The following is a 15,498-nucleotide window of genomic DNA, read 5'->3' as shown; positions in this document are numbered from 1 at the left end:
GTCATTTTCCCCAGCTCAGCACCACCGGCTCAAGCGGCCGGATCAAGCGGAGTAGGGACTCTCGTGTCTGAGGATGCAATGGGGCAATCGGGTGACGACAGAATTCCGACCGGATCACGCCGCCTTCGACCATCGCTGCCTTGGCCGAGCGGAAGCCGCATTGACGGTTTTCATGGTTCACCGCAGGCAAGACGCGGGCATAGGCATCGGTCGCGGCCCGAAGATCGCCAGCCGCGAAATGGTCAATCACCGGCTTGATCTGGTCGGGGATCATGGCGCTGGTCATGGCGCCGGTGGCCCCGGCTTCGAGATCGGCGAGCAGCGTGATCGCCTCTTCGCCGTCGAAGGGGCCTTCGATGGCGTCGCCACCTGCCGCGATCAAGTCACGCAGCTTGGTCGCGGCCTGCGGGCATTCGATCTTGAACAGACGCACCTCTTCAATCTCGCGCGCCATGCGCACCAGCAGGGGCACCGGCAGATCGACCCCCGAAAGCGGCGCGTCTTGCACCATGATCGGGATGCCGACGTCGCCCACTTGGGCAAACTGCTCAAAGCTTTGCTCTGCGGAGCCCTTCAGCAATGCGCCATGGTACGGGGGCATCATCATGACCATCGCGGCACCATGGTCTTTGGCGTGCTGCGCGCGGGCCACCGCGATTTGGGTTGCGTAGTGGCTGATGGTGACGATGACGGGCAGCCGCCCCGCCATATGCTTGAGCGAGACCTCGGTCAAAAGGCGGCGTTCCTCATCGGTGATCAGGAACTGTTCAGAGAAGTTGGCGAGGATGCAGATGCCATCGCTGCCCTGATCGACCATACAGTCGATCACACGTTTCATGCCCTCATAGTCGACCGTGCCGTCATCGTTGAACGGGGTAGGGGCGACGGGCCAGATGCCGGAGTATTTAGTCATTCTGTGATCTCGAAATTGGAAAGATGTTTGTCGGAAATGGTGATGCCGAGGCCGGGTTTGTCGTCGTCGAGCTGCAAGAACCCGTCCTGCGCCTCGGGGTCGCCTTCGAAGATGTAGTAGAACAGCTCATTGCCGACCTCGACATCGAAGACCGGGAAGTATTCGGACATCGGACAGTTAATATTGGCCATGGTCAGGTGATAGTTATGCATCTGCCCGGCATGTGGGATGACCGGGATCTGCGCCGCCTCGGCGATGGCGTTGATCTTTTGCGCCGCCGTGATGCCGCCAACGCGGTTGGTATCATATTGCAGCACGCTGACTGCGCGGCGGTTGATCAGTTCGGCGCAACCGATCACGCTGTATTCATGTTCGCCGCCTGAGATTGGGACGATCCCCATGGCGTTCAACTCGGCATAGCCTGCCACATCGTCGGCGATCACCGGTTCTTCGAGCCAGCGCGGCTCGTATTTCGCCAGTTTGGGCAGCATCCGCTTGGCATAGTCGAGGTTCCAACCCATGTAGCATTCGAGCATCAGGTCTTTGTCGTAGCCGATCACTTCGCGCAGCGCTTCGACCCGTTTGAGGTTCTCGCGCATGCCTGCCATGCCGTCCTTCGGGCCAAAGCCAAACCGCGTTTTAAAGCCGGTGTAGCCGTGCTGCATCGCCTCTTCCGCTTCGGCTTGCATGCTTTCGACAGAACCCGCGTAAAGCTTGGAATAGTAGACCGGGATTTTCTCTTTGGTGCGCCCGCCCAAGAGTTTGAACACGGGTTTGTCGACCAGTTTGCCCATCAGATCCCAGATCGCGATGTCGACGGCCGAGATCGCGGTCATCCCGACCCCCTTGCGGCCCCAAGCGTGGCTGCGGCGGTACATTTTCTCCCACAGATAGGCGTAGTCGAAGGGGTCTTCGCCGACGACCAGCGGGGCGAACCATTCGTCGATCGCTTGTTTCACCAGCGTCGGGGCCAAGGCCGCATTGCCGATGCCGATCGTGCCGTCTTCGGTCTCAATCTCGCAGGTCAGCCACTGGTGAAAACGAAAGCTCGCCATGGCATCGCCCTTAATCCAAAGGGCATCCGACGCATTGGTGCAGAAATTCCCCGAGGGGGGCACGGTCGGCCCTTTCCAGTTCCAGACACGGGTGCGGACGGATTTAATCTTAGTCATCAGGGCCTCTCTTTTTTCACTGTTTCTCGTTCTGCCGGACACTTCCGAAGACGAATCATGTTGACATCACTCTTAGCATCATATTGGAGTTTTGGAATGCCAAAATGCTAAAGCGCCAAATTACGGAGGGGAGAAATGAAAAATGAACGACTGCACAAGCTGCCGTGCGTTCGTGGCTCATTTCCCGATAGGCAAAGGTGCAATGGATGCGGCAGAACTTTCTTAACCAACGGAGGAGATACGATGAAAACCCTTACAAAGAGCCTGAGCGCCAGTCTGGCCGCTGCGACCTTTGCACTTGTGACACCCGTGGCCGCGGACACCTATGTGGTGGCCGTGGGTGCGGCGTCGAACAGCCTGCAGGGCAAAAGCGCCGCACGCTTTGCCGAACAACTGCAAGAGCAACTGGGCGACGCCCACACGGTGGAATTCTATGCCGATGCACAGCTCGGCAACGAAAAGGAACTGATGCAGAAGCTGCGTCTGGGCACCGTGGATTTCACGCTGATCTCTTCCATCATGACCAACGTTGCGCCCGAATTTGCGCTATTTGACATGCCGTTTTTGGTACAGGATCGCGCGCACCTAAAAGCAATCGACGCCGAGATCGTGCAGCCCGATTTGGCCCCACTGGCGCGCAAAGTGGGGCTTGAAGTGCTCTCCACTTGGGAAAACGGTTTCCGCCAGATCACCAACAATGCCCGCCCGATCAACACCCCCAGCGATTTGGATGGGCTCAAAATCCGCACGCCGTCTTCTGAATGGCGGGTTTCGATGTTCAAAGAATGGGGCGCAAACCCGACGCCGATGTCTTTCTCTGAAGTGTTCGTCGCCCTTCAGACCGGCACAATGGACGGGCAGGAGAACCCGCTGACCAATATCGTCGGCGCGAATTTCCAAGAGGTGCAGGGCTACCTGAGCCTGACTGGCCACGTCTATTCACCTACCTATCTGACCACCGGGGCCGAAACCTGGTCGAAACTTCCCGATGAGGTCAAAACCGCCGCGACCGAAGTTGCCGCATCCGTTCAGGACTGGTCGCTGGACCAAGGCGAAACCGCCGACGGTGAATTGGTCGAGAAGGTCCGTGCAGCGGGGGTAGAGGTCAATGAGGCCGACAAGGCCGCCTTTATCGAAGCCTCCGCGCCGATCTACGCTGCCTTCTCCAGCCAAGTGCCGGGGGGCGACGCGCTCGTCTCGCGCGCGCAAGAACTGGCCAAGTAAACGCAGCTTCGCCCCGGTTGGCATGGGCTGGCCGGGGCCACTCAGAACAGGAGACAGGCATGGTCGCTAAGATCGAGCGTTTACTTCTTTGGGCAATCGAAACGGTTTGCCTCGCGCTGTTGGTGACACTGGCGGGAGCGGTCGTTTATTCGACCACCATGCGCTACCTCGGTGCATCGCCCGCATGGTACGATGAGATTGCCAGCGTCCTGCTGGCTTGGCTCACCTATTTCGGCGCCGCCTATGCGGTGTTCATGCGCCAACACATGGGCTTTTCGGGCATCGTCATCGCCTTGCCGAAATCTGCGGCCATCGTGCTGACTTTATTTTCCGAGCTGCTCGTCATCATTTATTTCTCCGTCACAGCTTATTACGGCAATGCCGTCCTGGCGGTGGCGAAATGGGATTCACTGCTGTCCTTGCGCTGGATGACTTTGGACATCGTGCAATCGGTGATCCCGATCGCTTCGGTCTTGATGATCATCGGCACCCTGTTGACCCTGCCGCGCGCCCTGCGCTTGGCCGCGCAAGGGATTGATCCCGAACATGCAGAAATCGACAAAGCCATTGCCGAGGCCGAGGCCGAAACCGCCACGCTCGACCTAAAGGACACCGCCAAATGATCCTCCTTTATACCACCATTGCCCTGATCACCCTGATCTTGATCAACGTGCCCATCGCCGTCGCGATCGGGGTGACCTCTATGGCGGGCTTTCTGCTGACTTCCGGGCCAGACGCCTTCTATGACATGGTGATCAAGCTCTATTCCGGCTCGACCTCCTTTCCGCTGATTGCCATTCCGTTGTTCATTCTGGCGGGCAATCTGATGAACACCTCCGGTATCTCTCTGCGGCTGATCAACTTTGTCACCGCGCTGATCGGTTTTATCCGCGGCGGGCTTGGTATGGTAAACATCGGCGTCTCGATGGTCTTTGCCGAGATCTCTGGCTCGGCTGTGGCCGATGTGGCCGCAACCGGCACCGTCCTGATCCCCGAGATGAAGCGGCGCGGCTATTCACGGACATTGGCGGCGGCGATCACATCCTCTTCGGCATCGCTTGCCATCATCATCCCGCCCTCGATCCCGATGATCCTCTACGGGGCCATTGCCGAAACCTCGGTGATCAAGCTTTTTGTCGCGGGGGTCGTGCCCGGCCTTTTGGGGGCCTTTCTGTTGATGACGGTGACCTATGTGCTGGCCGTTCGCTATGACCTACCGCGTGCCGAGAGCTTTGATCTGGGCCATGTGGGCCGGACCTTCAAAGAGGCGTTCTGGGCCTTGACCATGCCGGTCATCATCCTTGGCGGTATCTTTTCTGGTTTGGTCACCGCCACCGAAGGCGCGGGGCTTGCGGTCATGGCGGCCTTGGTGATCGGGCTGTTCATCTACCGTGATCTGGATGTGTCCCGGCTCCGCAAGACCATGCTCGAAGGCGTCAGCCAGACTGGCGTGGTGATGCTGCTGGTGTCCACCTCCGCCGCCTTGGGGTTGTTCCTGACCCAAGCGCAGGTGCCGCAAACCTTGGCGGCCCAAATCACCGAAGTCACCACGAACCCGCTGATCGTTCTGGCGCTGTTGAACCTGCTCTTGCTGGTCTTGGGGATGTTCCTGCATGGGGCCGCCGCGATCATCTTGGTCGTGCCGGTGGTGATGCCGCTGGTCAATGCGGTGGGGATTGATCCGATCCACTTCGGTATCATGGTAACGCTGAACCTTGCCATCGGTCAGCAGACCCCGCCTGTGGCATCGGTGCTTATCACATCCTGCTCCATCGCCCGCGCGGGCATCTGGGAAACCTCGCGCACCAACTTGCCGTTCATCGCCGTGCTGGCGTTTGTCCTGCTCTTGGTGACCTATGTGCCCGAAGTCTCCCTCGCGCTGACGCACTACCTTGATTGAGCAAGATCAATGCATTCTCGGGTGGGTGATCCTGCCCGAGACTGCATGCGTTTTGCTGAGTCTACGACGGTTTCGCCTCCCGGCGCGGCCATTATCCCTGCGGTGATTGCCCACGTATGGGAAAGGGTTTGGCCGAAGGGCAGCCCCCGACTTCGCCCCCCAGCAAGGCTGGTTTGCAGTACCGCCGCTGTGGCGTCCGGATGAACAAGGCCGCCGTAGCTTTGGGCCCACGGCGCGCCTAGGCCCGCAGCAACCCTGCCAAAACAAACGGCATTTTCCCCCTCTGTCACAAATGTTTTGCATTGTCGGGCCACAAGGGGCCGCAATGCGTCGAAGTATAAATTGACCAAATGGTCTAACGCGCGCATTCTGCCGACAATTAGTACACTAGAAAGAGGATTTCCCATGACACGAACCATTCTGCTGGCCGGCACCATGCTGGCGGGTCTCGCCTCCGTGGCTCAAGCCGACACGCTGCGTCTTTTGACATGGGGCGGCTACGCACCTGAGGACGTGGTCGCGAAATTCGAAGAAGAGACCGGCCATACCGTCGAAGTCACGAAATCCAACAATGAAGAGATGATCGCCAAGCTGCGCGCCACGGGCGGCGGTGGTTTCGACCTCGCTCAGCCATCGCAAGACCGCATCATGGGCCCGCAGATGGAATTTGGCATCTACAAACCGATTGATGTCTCCAAGCTGAACAAAGAGCTTTTCATCACCTCCATGCTCGACTCGACCATGGCGAACACCACCGTGAACGGTGATGTCTACGGCGTGCCGCATGTCTGGGGCACCTCCGGTCTGGTGATAAACACTGCCGAAGCGGGCGAGACGGTCAAGGATTACACCGACCTCTGCGCGCCGGAAGTGGCGGGTAAGGTCTCTTACCGTCTGAAACGCCCGACGCTGATCGGTTTCGCCTTCGCCATGGGCGAAGACCCCTTTGCCGCCTATGGCGACGAAGCCAAATACGCCGAGATCATGGGCAAGGTCGAAGCCAAGCTGATCGAATGCAAAGAGAACGTCAAAACCTACTGGGGTGGCGGTGATGAGCTGATGAACCTGCTGCGCTCGGGCGAAGTGACCGCGTCGATGGCATGGGACACCGGCGGTTGGAAGCTGAACGACGACAACGCTGACCTGACATTCGTGGCCCCGGCCTCGGGTGCTTTGGGCTGGATCGACACCTTCGTTCTGCCCGCCAAAGGGCAGGCCGATGATGTGGCCTATGAGTGGATCAACTTTGTCATGCAGCCCGAAGTCGCGGCGATGATCACCGCAGCGGCGGGCAACTTCACCGCCTCTGCCGGCGCAGATGAGTTTGCCGAAGACAGCCTGAAAGCCAAGTATCAGGCCAGCTTCCCCCAAGAAGCCATCGACAACATCAAATGGTATCCGCCGGTGCCCGCCGGTCTGGAAACCATCGAAGGCGAAGTGCTGGACCGCGTCCAAGCTGCCAACTGATAACTGACCCTACGAGCGGCACCCTCACGCTGAGGGTGTCGCTTCTTTATACGGAATTCACATGACCCCAGATCTGGAATGCGTCGACCTCGTTAAGCGGTTCGGCGATACCACCGCTGTTAACAACGTCTCCTTCACGGTGCCGCCGGGCAGTTTCTTCTCCATCCTCGGGCCTTCGGGCTGCGGCAAGACGACGATCATGCGGATGATCGCGGGGTTTCTTGACCCAACATCTGGCGACATTCGGATCAAGGGCGGATCGGTGCTCGACACGCCGCCGAACAAGCGCCCCGTGAACATGGTGTTTCAGCATCTGGCGCTTTTCCCGATGATGACGATTGCCGAGAATATCGGCTATGGCCTGCGCCGCCGTGGCATGGCCAAGGGAGAGATCGCGCACAAGGTTGATGAGGCGCTCGATCGGATTGGCCTGCCGGGGATCGGCGCGCGCAAGGTGGATGAGCTTTCGGGCGGTCAGAAACAACGGGTCGCCATCGCGCGCTGCATGGTGTTGGAGCCTGACGTGCTGCTGCTGGATGAGCCGCTGGGCGCACTGGATCTGAAACTGCGCGAGCATATGAAGGTTGAGCTGAAATCGCTGCAAGCTGCCTTTGACACGACATTCGTCTATATCACCCACGACCAGTCCGAAGCGCTTGTGATGTCGGATCAGATCGCCGTCATGAGCAACGGGCAGTTTGAGCAGGTCGGCAAGGGGCAAGACCTCTACTATCGCCCCGAAACACCCTTCGTGGCAGGCTTCATCGGGGAATCGAACCGCTGGAAGGGCCGGATCGAGCGGGTTGAGGGCGACGCGCTGCAACTGCGCACCGACAGCGGACTGGCGATGCGGGCGACGGGCGCGGGCCTTGCCCAAGGCGCACGCGCCGAGATTTTCGTGCGGCCTGAATCCATTCGTCTTGCCGCCAGCGCCGATGCGCTCTCAAGCTTCGACAATCGACTGACGGGCACTGTCACCAGCCTGCTGTTCAACGGCGCAGCTTCGCGCGTGTTGGTGCAGGATGACGTGGGTGAAATGCTTGAAGTTACGCTGCCGCAATCGGGAGAATTCTCAAGCCTGCAACGCGGCGACGCGGTGCATATCGGCTGGGGCGCGGGGCAGGCGACCTGCTTTGGGACCGCGTGATGCGCAGCCAGTCCCGCATTACGTTCTACCTGCTGCTGACGCCTTTGGTGCTTTGGCTGGGCCTGCTCATCATCATCCCGCATATCGACATGCTGCTGATTTCGCTGCGCGAGCGGATCAGCTTTGGCGTCTATGAAACCAGCTTAGCGCAATACGAAAAAGCGCTGACCGAACCGCTGTATCTGCGGACCTTCTGGCGCACGGCGGTGATGTCGGTGCTGGCAACCGCGCTGACGCTGCTGATCGCTTTTCCGGTGTCTTATTACATCGCCAAGATGGCGAAGGGGCGCTTGCAACAGGTGTTGTTCCTGCTCTGTCTGATCCCGTTCTATGTCTCTGAATTGGTGCGTACTTTCGGCTGGATGATCCTGCTGCGCGAGACCGGTCTCGTCTCGAACCTGCTGCAATGGGTGGGTCTGGCGGATCGCCCGGTTGAGATGCTTTATACCGATGCCACGATGATGGTGGGGCTGGTCTATACCTCGATGCTCTTTATGGTGGTGCCGCTTGTCACCACGCTGGAAAGCCTCGATGACAGTGTGATTGAGGCGGGATATGATCTGGGCGGCAGCGGGCTTTCGGTCTTGCGTGAGATCATCATACCCCACGCCATGCCCGGCATCGTGTCGGGCTGTATCGTGGTCTTTATGCTGAGCTTGGGAAACTACCTGACGCCGACAATGCTGGGCGGCAAGGACAGCCTGTGGTTCACCGAAATGATCTATAACCAGTTCATCGTGCGCTCGAATTGGGAGCTAGGCGCCGCTTTTGGCTTTATGCTGTTGGTGCTGTCTTCGGTGATCGTCTGGGGGATGCTCTGGCTTACGGGCCGGACCCTCAAGGAAACGATGGGGTGATCCAATGATCCCGACAATCCCGCAATCGCGCAGCTTTCGCATCCTCTATGGCGGCTATGTGGCGCTGTTCTTTCTCTATCTGGCTCTGCCGCTGACCGTGGTCGCGGTCTTTGCCTTTAACGACAGTCAGTTCCCCTCCCTCCCGTGGGAGGGGTTTACGTGGAACTGGTTCTTTGGCGAGGAGCGCCCACAGATCGGCGTCTTTCATGAACGCGGAATTCTGCGGTCGGTCGGCACATCGGCATTCGTGGCGCTTTGCGTGGCGTTCATGTCGGTCTGCGTGGGCACGACGAACGCCTTTTTGTTCAACCGCTATGAGTTTCGCGGCAAGGGGTTTCTCTATGTGCTGATGCTGCTGCCGCTGGTGATCCCCGGCATCGTGCTGGGCATCTCGGTGCTGGTGTTTTCCTCCACGCTGGCCAACGGCGTCTGGGACATGGCGCAGATCGACATTCAAGCGCTGCGCCCCGGTCTATTGTTGGTGATCTTGGGGCAGTTCAGCTTTATCACCACCATCGCCACGCTGGTGATCTCGGCCCGGTTGCAAAAGTTTGACCGCACGTTGGAAGAGGCGGCGCTGAACCTTGGTGCAGATCGCTTGACCGCCGTGCGCACGATCACCCTGCCGTTCCTTGCGCCTGCAATGGTCGGAGCGGTCGTGGTGGCGTTTCTCATGAGCTTTGAGAACTTCAACACGACGCTGATGCTGGTGGGCTCTGACGCGCCGCTGACCATCGCCATGTTCGACCGGTTAAAAGAGGGCTCGACCCCGCTGTTGAATGCCGTGTCGCTGCTGTTGATGCTGGGCTCGTCGCTTCTGGCGCTGATGGTGATCTTGTTTCAAAAACGAAGCTAAGACCTCGGCAGGCCCGTGCTGGGCCTGCCGCCTTTGGCTAAAGCGTCCCGCGCACCGCCAGACAAAACCTCTCTAACATATCCGCCTCTTCGGCGAGCGCACGCCGCAGCGACCGAGGCAGTTCAAGCTGCACCCCCTCGCCAGAGCGGGTGCGGTTGCAGATGTTCGTCTCATGCACGCCGGGCAGGGTGGTGTTGGGTGCCGCGTCAAAGCCCGCGTCGCGCAGGGCTGCGCCGATGGCATCGCGTAGCGCCTCGGCGCGCCCACCAAGCCAGACCGTTTCGGTGCCATCATCCCTGCGCCCATGGATCGCCACGGCCACCGTCGCCTCCGCCACAAGCTCCAACGCCTGCGGCTCGTCAAAGCGGTGCGAGGTGATGTGGAAATCCCCATGCGCCCCGGCTTTCAGCGCCTCGAACAGATAGTAGGAATAGTCGCTTCCCGCGATGGCCTCGGCGATCAGGCTGGTCTCAGGCTCAATCGTGCCGCCGTGGGGCGCCAGAATGATCACCGCGCTGCCCCGATCCTCGGCGCGGATGCGATAGTCGAGATCCGCTGTCATCTCGGCAGAGAGGTCGGCGAAATTGTCGAAACGATCTGTCATGGACTGGCTCCTATCAGTTGGGGGCAGGGGCGGCGCTTAAACGTCGAGCTTGCGCACCGTCTTGCTGATCCGCCCGTCTTTCCGCTCCAGAAGGACAATCTCACCGAATTCGATTTTCAGCCACTCGTCCCCGTCTTCGGTCAGCGGCTCTGACGCGAGTATGGCCGAGGTGGCCTCCCCCTCGGGGCAGGGGTCGATGTCGTAAGAATTCGCATGGTCCTCAAAATTCGCGCCGGTAAGGAGGTAGATCGGCTCAAGCAGCATCGAAAGGGGCAGGTCCTCCTCTCGCAGCTTTTTCCAATCGCCCGTCACATCGGTTTCGCCCTCATGGCCGCAGCCAAAGTTCACGCCGATGATCCGATCCGAACTGACAAGCGCGATCTTGAGTTTGGTCAGCGCCGCAAGATCGAGGTCGCGCGCGGCTTTGCAGATCACCTTCAGTAGTTTTTCAAACCCGCGCTGCACATCGTCATCGCTGTCGCCTTCCAGCAAGGACAGCAGCAGCACATAGAGAAATTCCGTATCCGTCGTGCCGCGCATCTGGGTGAGGTATTGATCTTTGCAATGGGGCAGGAGCTCACGTTGCAACTGCCGCCAATGGGGCAGGGCACCGTTCTGGGCGATGATCCACGGGGTATGGTCAAAGGAAAACGGGTGGCAGTTTTCATCGGCCTGCACGACGCTGGCGTCATAAGAGGCCGCGCGGATATGCGACAGCATCGTATGGGCCTGCAGGCTGGGGATCAGGGTCTTGGCATTGTCGTCGTGAAAGGCCGCTTTGGGTCGGTGATAAAGCAGCGGGGCGTCGGGTTTCAGCAGATGCGCGCTCCAGGCGGCAAAGCCCCAACCGGCCAGTTGCAGGCTGGGGTGAAGTTCCGGATCAAGGCTCTGATTCAGCAGGCTGTTCTCAGGCGCAAGGAGCAGCGACTCGATTGGCAGTTCAGGTCCGATATAGGCGAGGAAGCGGCACATGGTTTTCCTTACTCTTGAGATATTTCAGCGGTTTCACGAAGGGTGTGAAGGGCTGAGATAGAGCGGTGCACGCGGAAATCGACAGGTGGGCCGAACAGGGGGGGCGACAGGGGGCTTGCAGGGGGCGAATGCCCCACCCTGTCGACGACAGGCGCCGCCAACTGGGCTGGGGCGCGGTGGCTTGACCAAAGAGCGCCGCGGGCGGCATCAGATGCGCGCCACCCGCAGTCTGACCTATTGATCAGACGTCAGAGATATAGTCCGCCGAGACATAGCCCTGCACCTCTGGCGCATCGGCCAAGGACACCCGACACCAAAGCTGGCCAATCTCGGTCACGCAATCGCGGCGGTTCAAGATGGTGCCATCGGGCAGCCCCATGATGACCCCAAAATCTAGCCCGGGCCCAGACCGCAGCTTCAAAAGCTCATCCGGTCCGGTGCGGTGGACCATCACCTGATCGGCGGCGATGCCCGCACAACCTGCGGCGAAAATAAGGGTGGAAACGGCTGCGAATGTGATCCTGCGCATGATCTGCCTCTCTCTGGTTTTCTCACGTCATAGATCGAAAACGGGGCTGATCCTAGCCGCCTTATCCCGTAGGCTCTTTGCACTGCTCCAAGGCGCGTTTCAAAGAATGCTCGTCATAGGGCTTCATCAAGCTGACATAGCGCGTGGGCTCGGTCTCGCCTTCGGCATATTCTCGCGGATCGGCCCCAGAGGCGATGATAACCGCGATCTCGGGGCGTAGTTGCGTGACGTGCTGCACCAGATCCATGCCAGAGCCGTCGGGCAGGCCGAGATCGGTGAACATGATGTCGAACCGCTCGGCCTCAAGGCTGCGCTCGGCGGCGGCGACGCTGTCGGCTTCGGTCACGGCATAGCCCAGATCGGCAAGCATATCCGCGGTCGCCATGCTGATCAGCGCGTCATCTTCGACCAGCAAAACCTTGAGCGCGTCATCGGGGGCGCTGTGCGCGTCTTCCTGCGCCCCGTGGGCGGCATCGCTGCCGGATTGGCGAGAGAGAATCTCATGAATTTTCAGGGCCAGCCGCTCGCGGGTGTAGGGTTTGCTCAGCAGATCGACCCCTTCGTCCAGCCGTCCGGCGTGGACAATCGCATTCTGGGTATAGCCCGAGGTAAAGAGCACGCCGACATTCGGCAGATGCGCCTTGGTCTCGCGGGCAAGCTCGGGGCTGCGGATTTTGCCGGGCATGACCACATCGGTGAACAGCAGGTTGATCTTCACCCCGCTTTTGACGATTGCCAACGCGCTATCGGCATTCTCGGCGGTGAGCACGCCATAGCCAAGATCGCGCAGCTGATCGACGGCGGTTTCGCGCACGGCGGCGTCGTCTTCGACCACGAGGATCACCTCACCGCTGCCCGTGGGCGTTTCGGTGGTGGCAGGCAACGGGGCGCTTTCTTCCTGGCGCTGCGTGCGCGGCAGATAGACCCGCACGGTCGTGCCTTGGTTCTCTTCGCTGTAGAGTTTGATATGCCCGCCGGACTGTTTGATGAAGCCGTAAACCATGCTGAGGCCAAGCCCCGTGCCTTCGCCCGTGTCTTTGGTGGTGAAGAAGGGATCAAAGACCTTTTCCATGATCTCCGGTGCGATGCCTGCGCCGGTATCGGTGATCGCCAGCATGACATATTGGCCGGGGGCCACATTCGGGTGACTTTGGGCATAGGCGTCGTCAAGGGCGGCGTTGCCCACTTCGATTGTCAGCTTGCCATGGTGGGCCATCGCGTCGCGCGCATTGATCGCAAGGTTCAGGATCACGTTTTCCAACTGCGCCGGATCGACAAGACAGTTCCACAGCCCGCCCGAGATCACCGTTTCGACCTCGATCCCTTCGCCAAGGGTGCGGCGCAACATGTCGTCCATGCCCCGCACCAATCGGCCAAGGTTTTGCGGCTTCGGCTCCAAGGGTTGCTGCCGCCCAAAGGCGAGCAGTTGCGCGGTCAGCTTTGCGCCGCGCGACACCCCCGCCATGGCGTTGTCGACAAACCGCCGCTTGGCGTCGACCTCGGCCAGTTCCTTTGACAAAAGCTGAAGGTTGCTGCCCACCACCTGAAGCAGGTTGTTGAAATCATGCGCGATGCCGCCAGTGAGTTGGCCCACGGCTTCCATCTTTTGCGCCTGTACCAACTGCGCCTCAAGCCGGTCCCGTTCGGCCATGGCCTCTTCGACCTTGGTTTTCAGCGCATTGCTGAACTCAAGCTCCGCATTGCGCGCGCGCAGTTCCTCGCGCAGGTCGCGGACCTCGATCACGGTGCCCACGGTTTTGCCGGTCTCATCCTTCATCGGCGAGGCGGTGAAGCCCACGGGATAGAAACTGCCGTCCTTATGGACAAAGGTTTCCTCACCCTGCGTCTGGTGGTTTTCCGGAAAAGCGCGGTCGATGGCGCAGTCTTCGATCGGGAAATGCCGCCCGTTGGGGTGGGTGTGGTGGATCACGTCATGCAGCGGTCTGTTGATGGTTTCCTCGAATTTATAGCCGGTCAACTCTTCGGCTGCGCGGTTCATAAAGACGCATTGCTGTTTGTCGTCCATCATGAAGATGGCCATCGTGGTGTTGCTCAGGATCGCGTCCAGCCGGGCCGAGACTTTGGTCAGCGCCGCGTTGGTCTCTTTCTGTTTGGTGATGTCCTGAATGGCCGCATAAAGGACCTTTTCGCCTTCGGTTGAGATCAGCTGCAAATGGGTCAGAACGCAATACCGCGAGCCGTCCTTGCGCTGGTGGACCGTCTCATATTCAATCGTTGTCGTCTTGCCGTTGATCAGCGGCTCGACGAGGTCCAGAAACGCCTCGCGCGTCAGTTCGGGCTTGATGTCCCACGCCGCCATGCCGCGCAGCTCTTCCATCGAATAGCCAAGGTTCTCCCGCGCGCCGCGATTGGCGAGGGTGAAGGTAAAGTCTTCGACTGAAAACAGGTAAACTTCGCTTGCCGCGTCTTCGACGATCTGCCCAAGGCGATCGCTCGCCAATCTCAATGCTTCTTGCACCATTTTCCTCAAGCTTGTCGGTCGTTGGACCCGGCTAAATTCAACCTGCAAGTTGCAGGGTATATGTAACCTAGTCTTATGAAGCGGCAAGACGAGCGCAAGAAGCACATTCTTTCAAGGGGCGGGTTTTTGCGCAGAAAAACGCGGGCCAGCACCCGCCAAGATTGGCGGATGCCGGAGAGGATGAGAGGCTACGCGACGCGGTGGCCCATGGCATAGACCGACCGCAGGATCGGCGCATCTTTCATCACCTCGAACAGGATCAGATCGGCCCGCGCACCTAAGGCAATCTCGCCCCGGTCGGTCAGGCCTACGTGATGCGCGGGCGTGCGGGTGACGGTCGCCAGCCCCCGCGCCATATCGCCCCATAGATTGCCCAGTTGCACCGCGCCCAACAGCAGAGCGGCGGGGACATAGTCCGACGAAAGGATGTCCAGCAGGTCCAGTTCAGCCAATTCCTGAGCGGCCACATTGCCCGAATGCGACCCACCGCGCACGAGGTTGGGCGCCCCCATGATCGTGGCGATGTCTTGGGCATGGCAGGCCTCTGCCGCCTCGCGGGTGGTGGGAAATTCGGCCAAGCGCACGCCATGGGCGTGGCTTGTAGCGACCTGCTGGGCCGTGGTGTCATCATGACTGGCCAGCGCCGCGCCATAGTGCATGGCCGCTGCCACCGCCGCCGCCTCATGTTTCGCGCCCAGCCGCTCCTGCAACCCGTGCAGGAAGGTGACGTAGTCGCCGAAATCCTCACGCGGCAGACCGTTTTTGCCGCAGACGTAATCCTCGAATTTTTGCACATCGCGGAATTGCCGCTGGCCGGGGGTGTGGTCCATCAGGCTGACAATGCCGACTTTGTCGTCGGGGCCAAACTCGGCCAGTTCTTCCACCAGCGTTTCCGAACAGATCTCGGCGCGCAGGTGGATGTGGTGGCTGATCGACAGCGCCCCGCTGTCGCGCATCATCAGGATTTCATCGGCCATGTCGCGGGCATATTTGCCATAGCGCTTGCGCCCCGCGTCCGACAGGATCGACCCCACCCGGATCGCGTCGAAAACCGTGGTGATCCCGGTGCCCGCCAACTCGCGGTCATGGGCGATGATCGCCGCGCGGTGCGGCCAGTCGACCTTGGGGCGCGGTTTCATATGGCGCTCAAGGTTGTCGGTGTGCAGTTCCACCAGACCGGGGGCGAGGTAGCGGCCTGCGCAATCGACCGCCCCCTGTGGCACGGCGGTGCCTTCGGCGATATCGGCGATCACCCCGTCGCGCAGCACCACGCTGCCGGGGATTACCGCATCGGGCAGAATGATTTTGGCATTGGCGAGAATGGTTTCTTTTGTCATGTGAACGTCACGCTTGTTGCGCATCCATGGATGCAGGG

14 protein-coding genes are annotated in these 15,498 nt (G+C 60.0%); 7 read left to right on the top strand and 7 right to left on the bottom strand.

Going from position 1 to position 15,498, the window contains the following annotated elements; translation table 11 throughout:
* Position 1 precedes the first annotated feature (1 nt).
* Together R1T45_RS17425 and R1T45_RS17420 are read right to left on the bottom strand one after the other, a co-directional pair.
* Entirely contained in the window at positions 2–913 is a 912-nt protein-coding gene (locus R1T45_RS17425) for a dihydrodipicolinate synthase family protein (RefSeq protein WP_120350526.1), read from the bottom strand.
* Positions 910–2,085: an L-rhamnonate dehydratase gene (locus R1T45_RS17420; RefSeq protein WP_120350527.1), complete on the bottom strand. Its 1,176-nt coding sequence runs from the start codon at positions 2,083–2,085 to the stop codon at positions 910–912. The genes R1T45_RS17425 and R1T45_RS17420 overlap by 4 nt, the downstream gene beginning before the upstream one ends.
* Positions 2,086–2,328: 243 nt before the next feature.
* Here R1T45_RS17420 and R1T45_RS17415 point away from each other — a divergent pair, with 243 nt between their 5' ends.
* The 7 genes from R1T45_RS17415 to R1T45_RS17385 all read left to right on the top strand — a co-directional run bounded on the left by R1T45_RS17415 (position 2,329) and on the right by R1T45_RS17385 (position 9,536).
* A complete protein-coding gene (locus R1T45_RS17415) occupies positions 2,329–3,309 on the top strand; it encodes a TRAP transporter substrate-binding protein (protein WP_120350528.1) in 981 nt (326 codons plus the stop codon).
* A gap of 59 nt (positions 3,310–3,368) precedes the next feature.
* Positions 3,369–3,932, top strand: a complete 564-nt coding sequence (locus tag R1T45_RS17410) for a TRAP transporter small permease (protein ID WP_120350529.1) — start codon at positions 3,369–3,371, stop codon at positions 3,930–3,932.
* A complete protein-coding gene (locus R1T45_RS17405) occupies positions 3,929–5,209 on the top strand; it encodes a TRAP transporter large permease (RefSeq protein ID WP_132445639.1) in 1,281 nt (426 codons plus the stop codon). The genes R1T45_RS17410 and R1T45_RS17405 overlap by 4 nt, the downstream gene beginning before the upstream one ends.
* Positions 5,210–5,614: 405 nt before the next feature.
* On the top strand, positions 5,615–6,676 hold the full coding sequence (locus R1T45_RS17400; RefSeq protein ID WP_317389710.1) for an extracellular solute-binding protein: 1,062 nt from the start codon (positions 5,615–5,617) through the stop codon (positions 6,674–6,676).
* Between the two features lie 61 nt (positions 6,677–6,737).
* The gene (locus R1T45_RS17395) at positions 6,738–7,823 is read left to right on the top strand and encodes an ABC transporter ATP-binding protein (RefSeq protein WP_317389709.1); all 1,086 of its coding nucleotides are present in this window, start codon (positions 6,738–6,740) and stop codon (positions 7,821–7,823) included.
* Complete coding sequence (locus R1T45_RS17390) at positions 7,823–8,680, top strand: ABC transporter permease (protein ID WP_067623229.1); 858 nt, start codon at positions 7,823–7,825, stop codon at positions 8,678–8,680. The genes R1T45_RS17395 and R1T45_RS17390 overlap by 1 nt, the downstream gene beginning before the upstream one ends.
* A gap of 4 nt (positions 8,681–8,684) precedes the next feature.
* The gene (locus tag R1T45_RS17385; RefSeq protein WP_317389708.1) at positions 8,685–9,536 is read left to right on the top strand and encodes an ABC transporter permease; all 852 of its coding nucleotides are present in this window, start codon (positions 8,685–8,687) and stop codon (positions 9,534–9,536) included.
* Between the two features lie 37 nt (positions 9,537–9,573).
* Here the strand turns inward: R1T45_RS17385 and R1T45_RS17380 are convergent, their stop codons facing one another.
* The 5 genes from R1T45_RS17380 to R1T45_RS17360 all read right to left on the bottom strand — a co-directional run bounded on the left by R1T45_RS17380 (position 9,574) and on the right by R1T45_RS17360 (position 15,460).
* Positions 9,574–10,140, bottom strand: coding sequence for a poly-gamma-glutamate hydrolase family protein (locus R1T45_RS17380; protein ID WP_317389707.1), 567 nt, complete (start codon positions 10,138–10,140; stop codon positions 9,574–9,576).
* A gap of 36 nt (positions 10,141–10,176) precedes the next feature.
* Entirely contained in the window at positions 10,177–11,112 is a 936-nt protein-coding gene (locus tag R1T45_RS17375) for a class II glutamine amidotransferase (RefSeq protein WP_317389706.1), read from the bottom strand.
* Between the two features lie 241 nt (positions 11,113–11,353).
* Positions 11,354–11,641, bottom strand: coding sequence for an SH3 domain-containing protein (locus R1T45_RS17370; RefSeq protein WP_120350536.1), 288 nt, complete (start codon positions 11,639–11,641; stop codon positions 11,354–11,356).
* A gap of 61 nt (positions 11,642–11,702) precedes the next feature.
* Positions 11,703–14,102: a PAS domain S-box protein gene (locus tag R1T45_RS17365; RefSeq protein ID WP_317389705.1), complete on the bottom strand. Its 2,400-nt coding sequence runs from the start codon at positions 14,100–14,102 to the stop codon at positions 11,703–11,705.
* 209 nt (positions 14,103–14,311) lie between these two features.
* The gene (locus tag R1T45_RS17360; protein WP_317389704.1) at positions 14,312–15,460 is read right to left on the bottom strand and encodes an alpha-D-ribose 1-methylphosphonate 5-triphosphate diphosphatase; all 1,149 of its coding nucleotides are present in this window, start codon (positions 15,458–15,460) and stop codon (positions 14,312–14,314) included.
* Between the last annotated feature and the right edge of the window lie 38 nt (positions 15,461–15,498).

Origin of the sequence: Sulfitobacter sp. LC.270.F.C4 (genome assembly GCF_032922545.1) — a bacterium.
GTDB lineage: Bacteria > Pseudomonadota > Alphaproteobacteria > Rhodobacterales > Rhodobacteraceae > Sulfitobacter > Sulfitobacter profundi.
Note: the sequence above shows the minus strand (reverse complement) of the source record. Positions and strands in the feature narration are given on the sequence as shown.

What these genes read in the sequence shown, in the direction of transcription:
- R1T45_RS17425 (WP_120350526.1), bottom strand. Translation starts at nt 913, where the DNA reads ATGACTAAATACTCCGGCATCTGGCCCGTCGCCCCTACCCCGTTCAAC.
- R1T45_RS17420 (WP_120350527.1), bottom strand. Translation starts at nt 2,085, where the DNA reads ATGACTAAGATTAAATCCGTCCGCACCCGTGTCTGGAACTGGAAAGGG.
- R1T45_RS17415 (WP_120350528.1), top strand. Translation starts at nt 2,329, where the DNA reads ATGAAAACCCTTACAAAGAGCCTGAGCGCCAGTCTGGCCGCTGCGACC.
- R1T45_RS17410 (WP_120350529.1), top strand. Translation starts at nt 3,369, where the DNA reads ATGGTCGCTAAGATCGAGCGTTTACTTCTTTGGGCAATCGAAACGGTT.
- R1T45_RS17405 (WP_132445639.1), top strand. Translation starts at nt 3,929, where the DNA reads ATGATCCTCCTTTATACCACCATTGCCCTGATCACCCTGATCTTGATC.
- R1T45_RS17400 (WP_317389710.1), top strand. Translation starts at nt 5,615, where the DNA reads ATGACACGAACCATTCTGCTGGCCGGCACCATGCTGGCGGGTCTCGCC.
- R1T45_RS17395 (WP_317389709.1), top strand. Translation starts at nt 6,738, where the DNA reads ATGACCCCAGATCTGGAATGCGTCGACCTCGTTAAGCGGTTCGGCGAT.
- R1T45_RS17390 (WP_067623229.1), top strand. Translation starts at nt 7,823, where the DNA reads ATGCGCAGCCAGTCCCGCATTACGTTCTACCTGCTGCTGACGCCTTTG.
- R1T45_RS17385 (WP_317389708.1), top strand. Translation starts at nt 8,685, where the DNA reads ATGATCCCGACAATCCCGCAATCGCGCAGCTTTCGCATCCTCTATGGC.
- R1T45_RS17380 (WP_317389707.1), bottom strand. Translation starts at nt 10,140, where the DNA reads ATGACAGATCGTTTCGACAATTTCGCCGACCTCTCTGCCGAGATGACA.
- R1T45_RS17375 (WP_317389706.1), bottom strand. Translation starts at nt 11,112, where the DNA reads ATGTGCCGCTTCCTCGCCTATATCGGACCTGAACTGCCAATCGAGTCG.
- R1T45_RS17370 (WP_120350536.1), bottom strand. Translation starts at nt 11,641, where the DNA reads ATGCGCAGGATCACATTCGCAGCCGTTTCCACCCTTATTTTCGCCGCA.
- R1T45_RS17360 (WP_317389704.1), bottom strand. Translation starts at nt 15,460, where the DNA reads ATGACAAAAGAAACCATTCTCGCCAATGCCAAAATCATTCTGCCCGAT.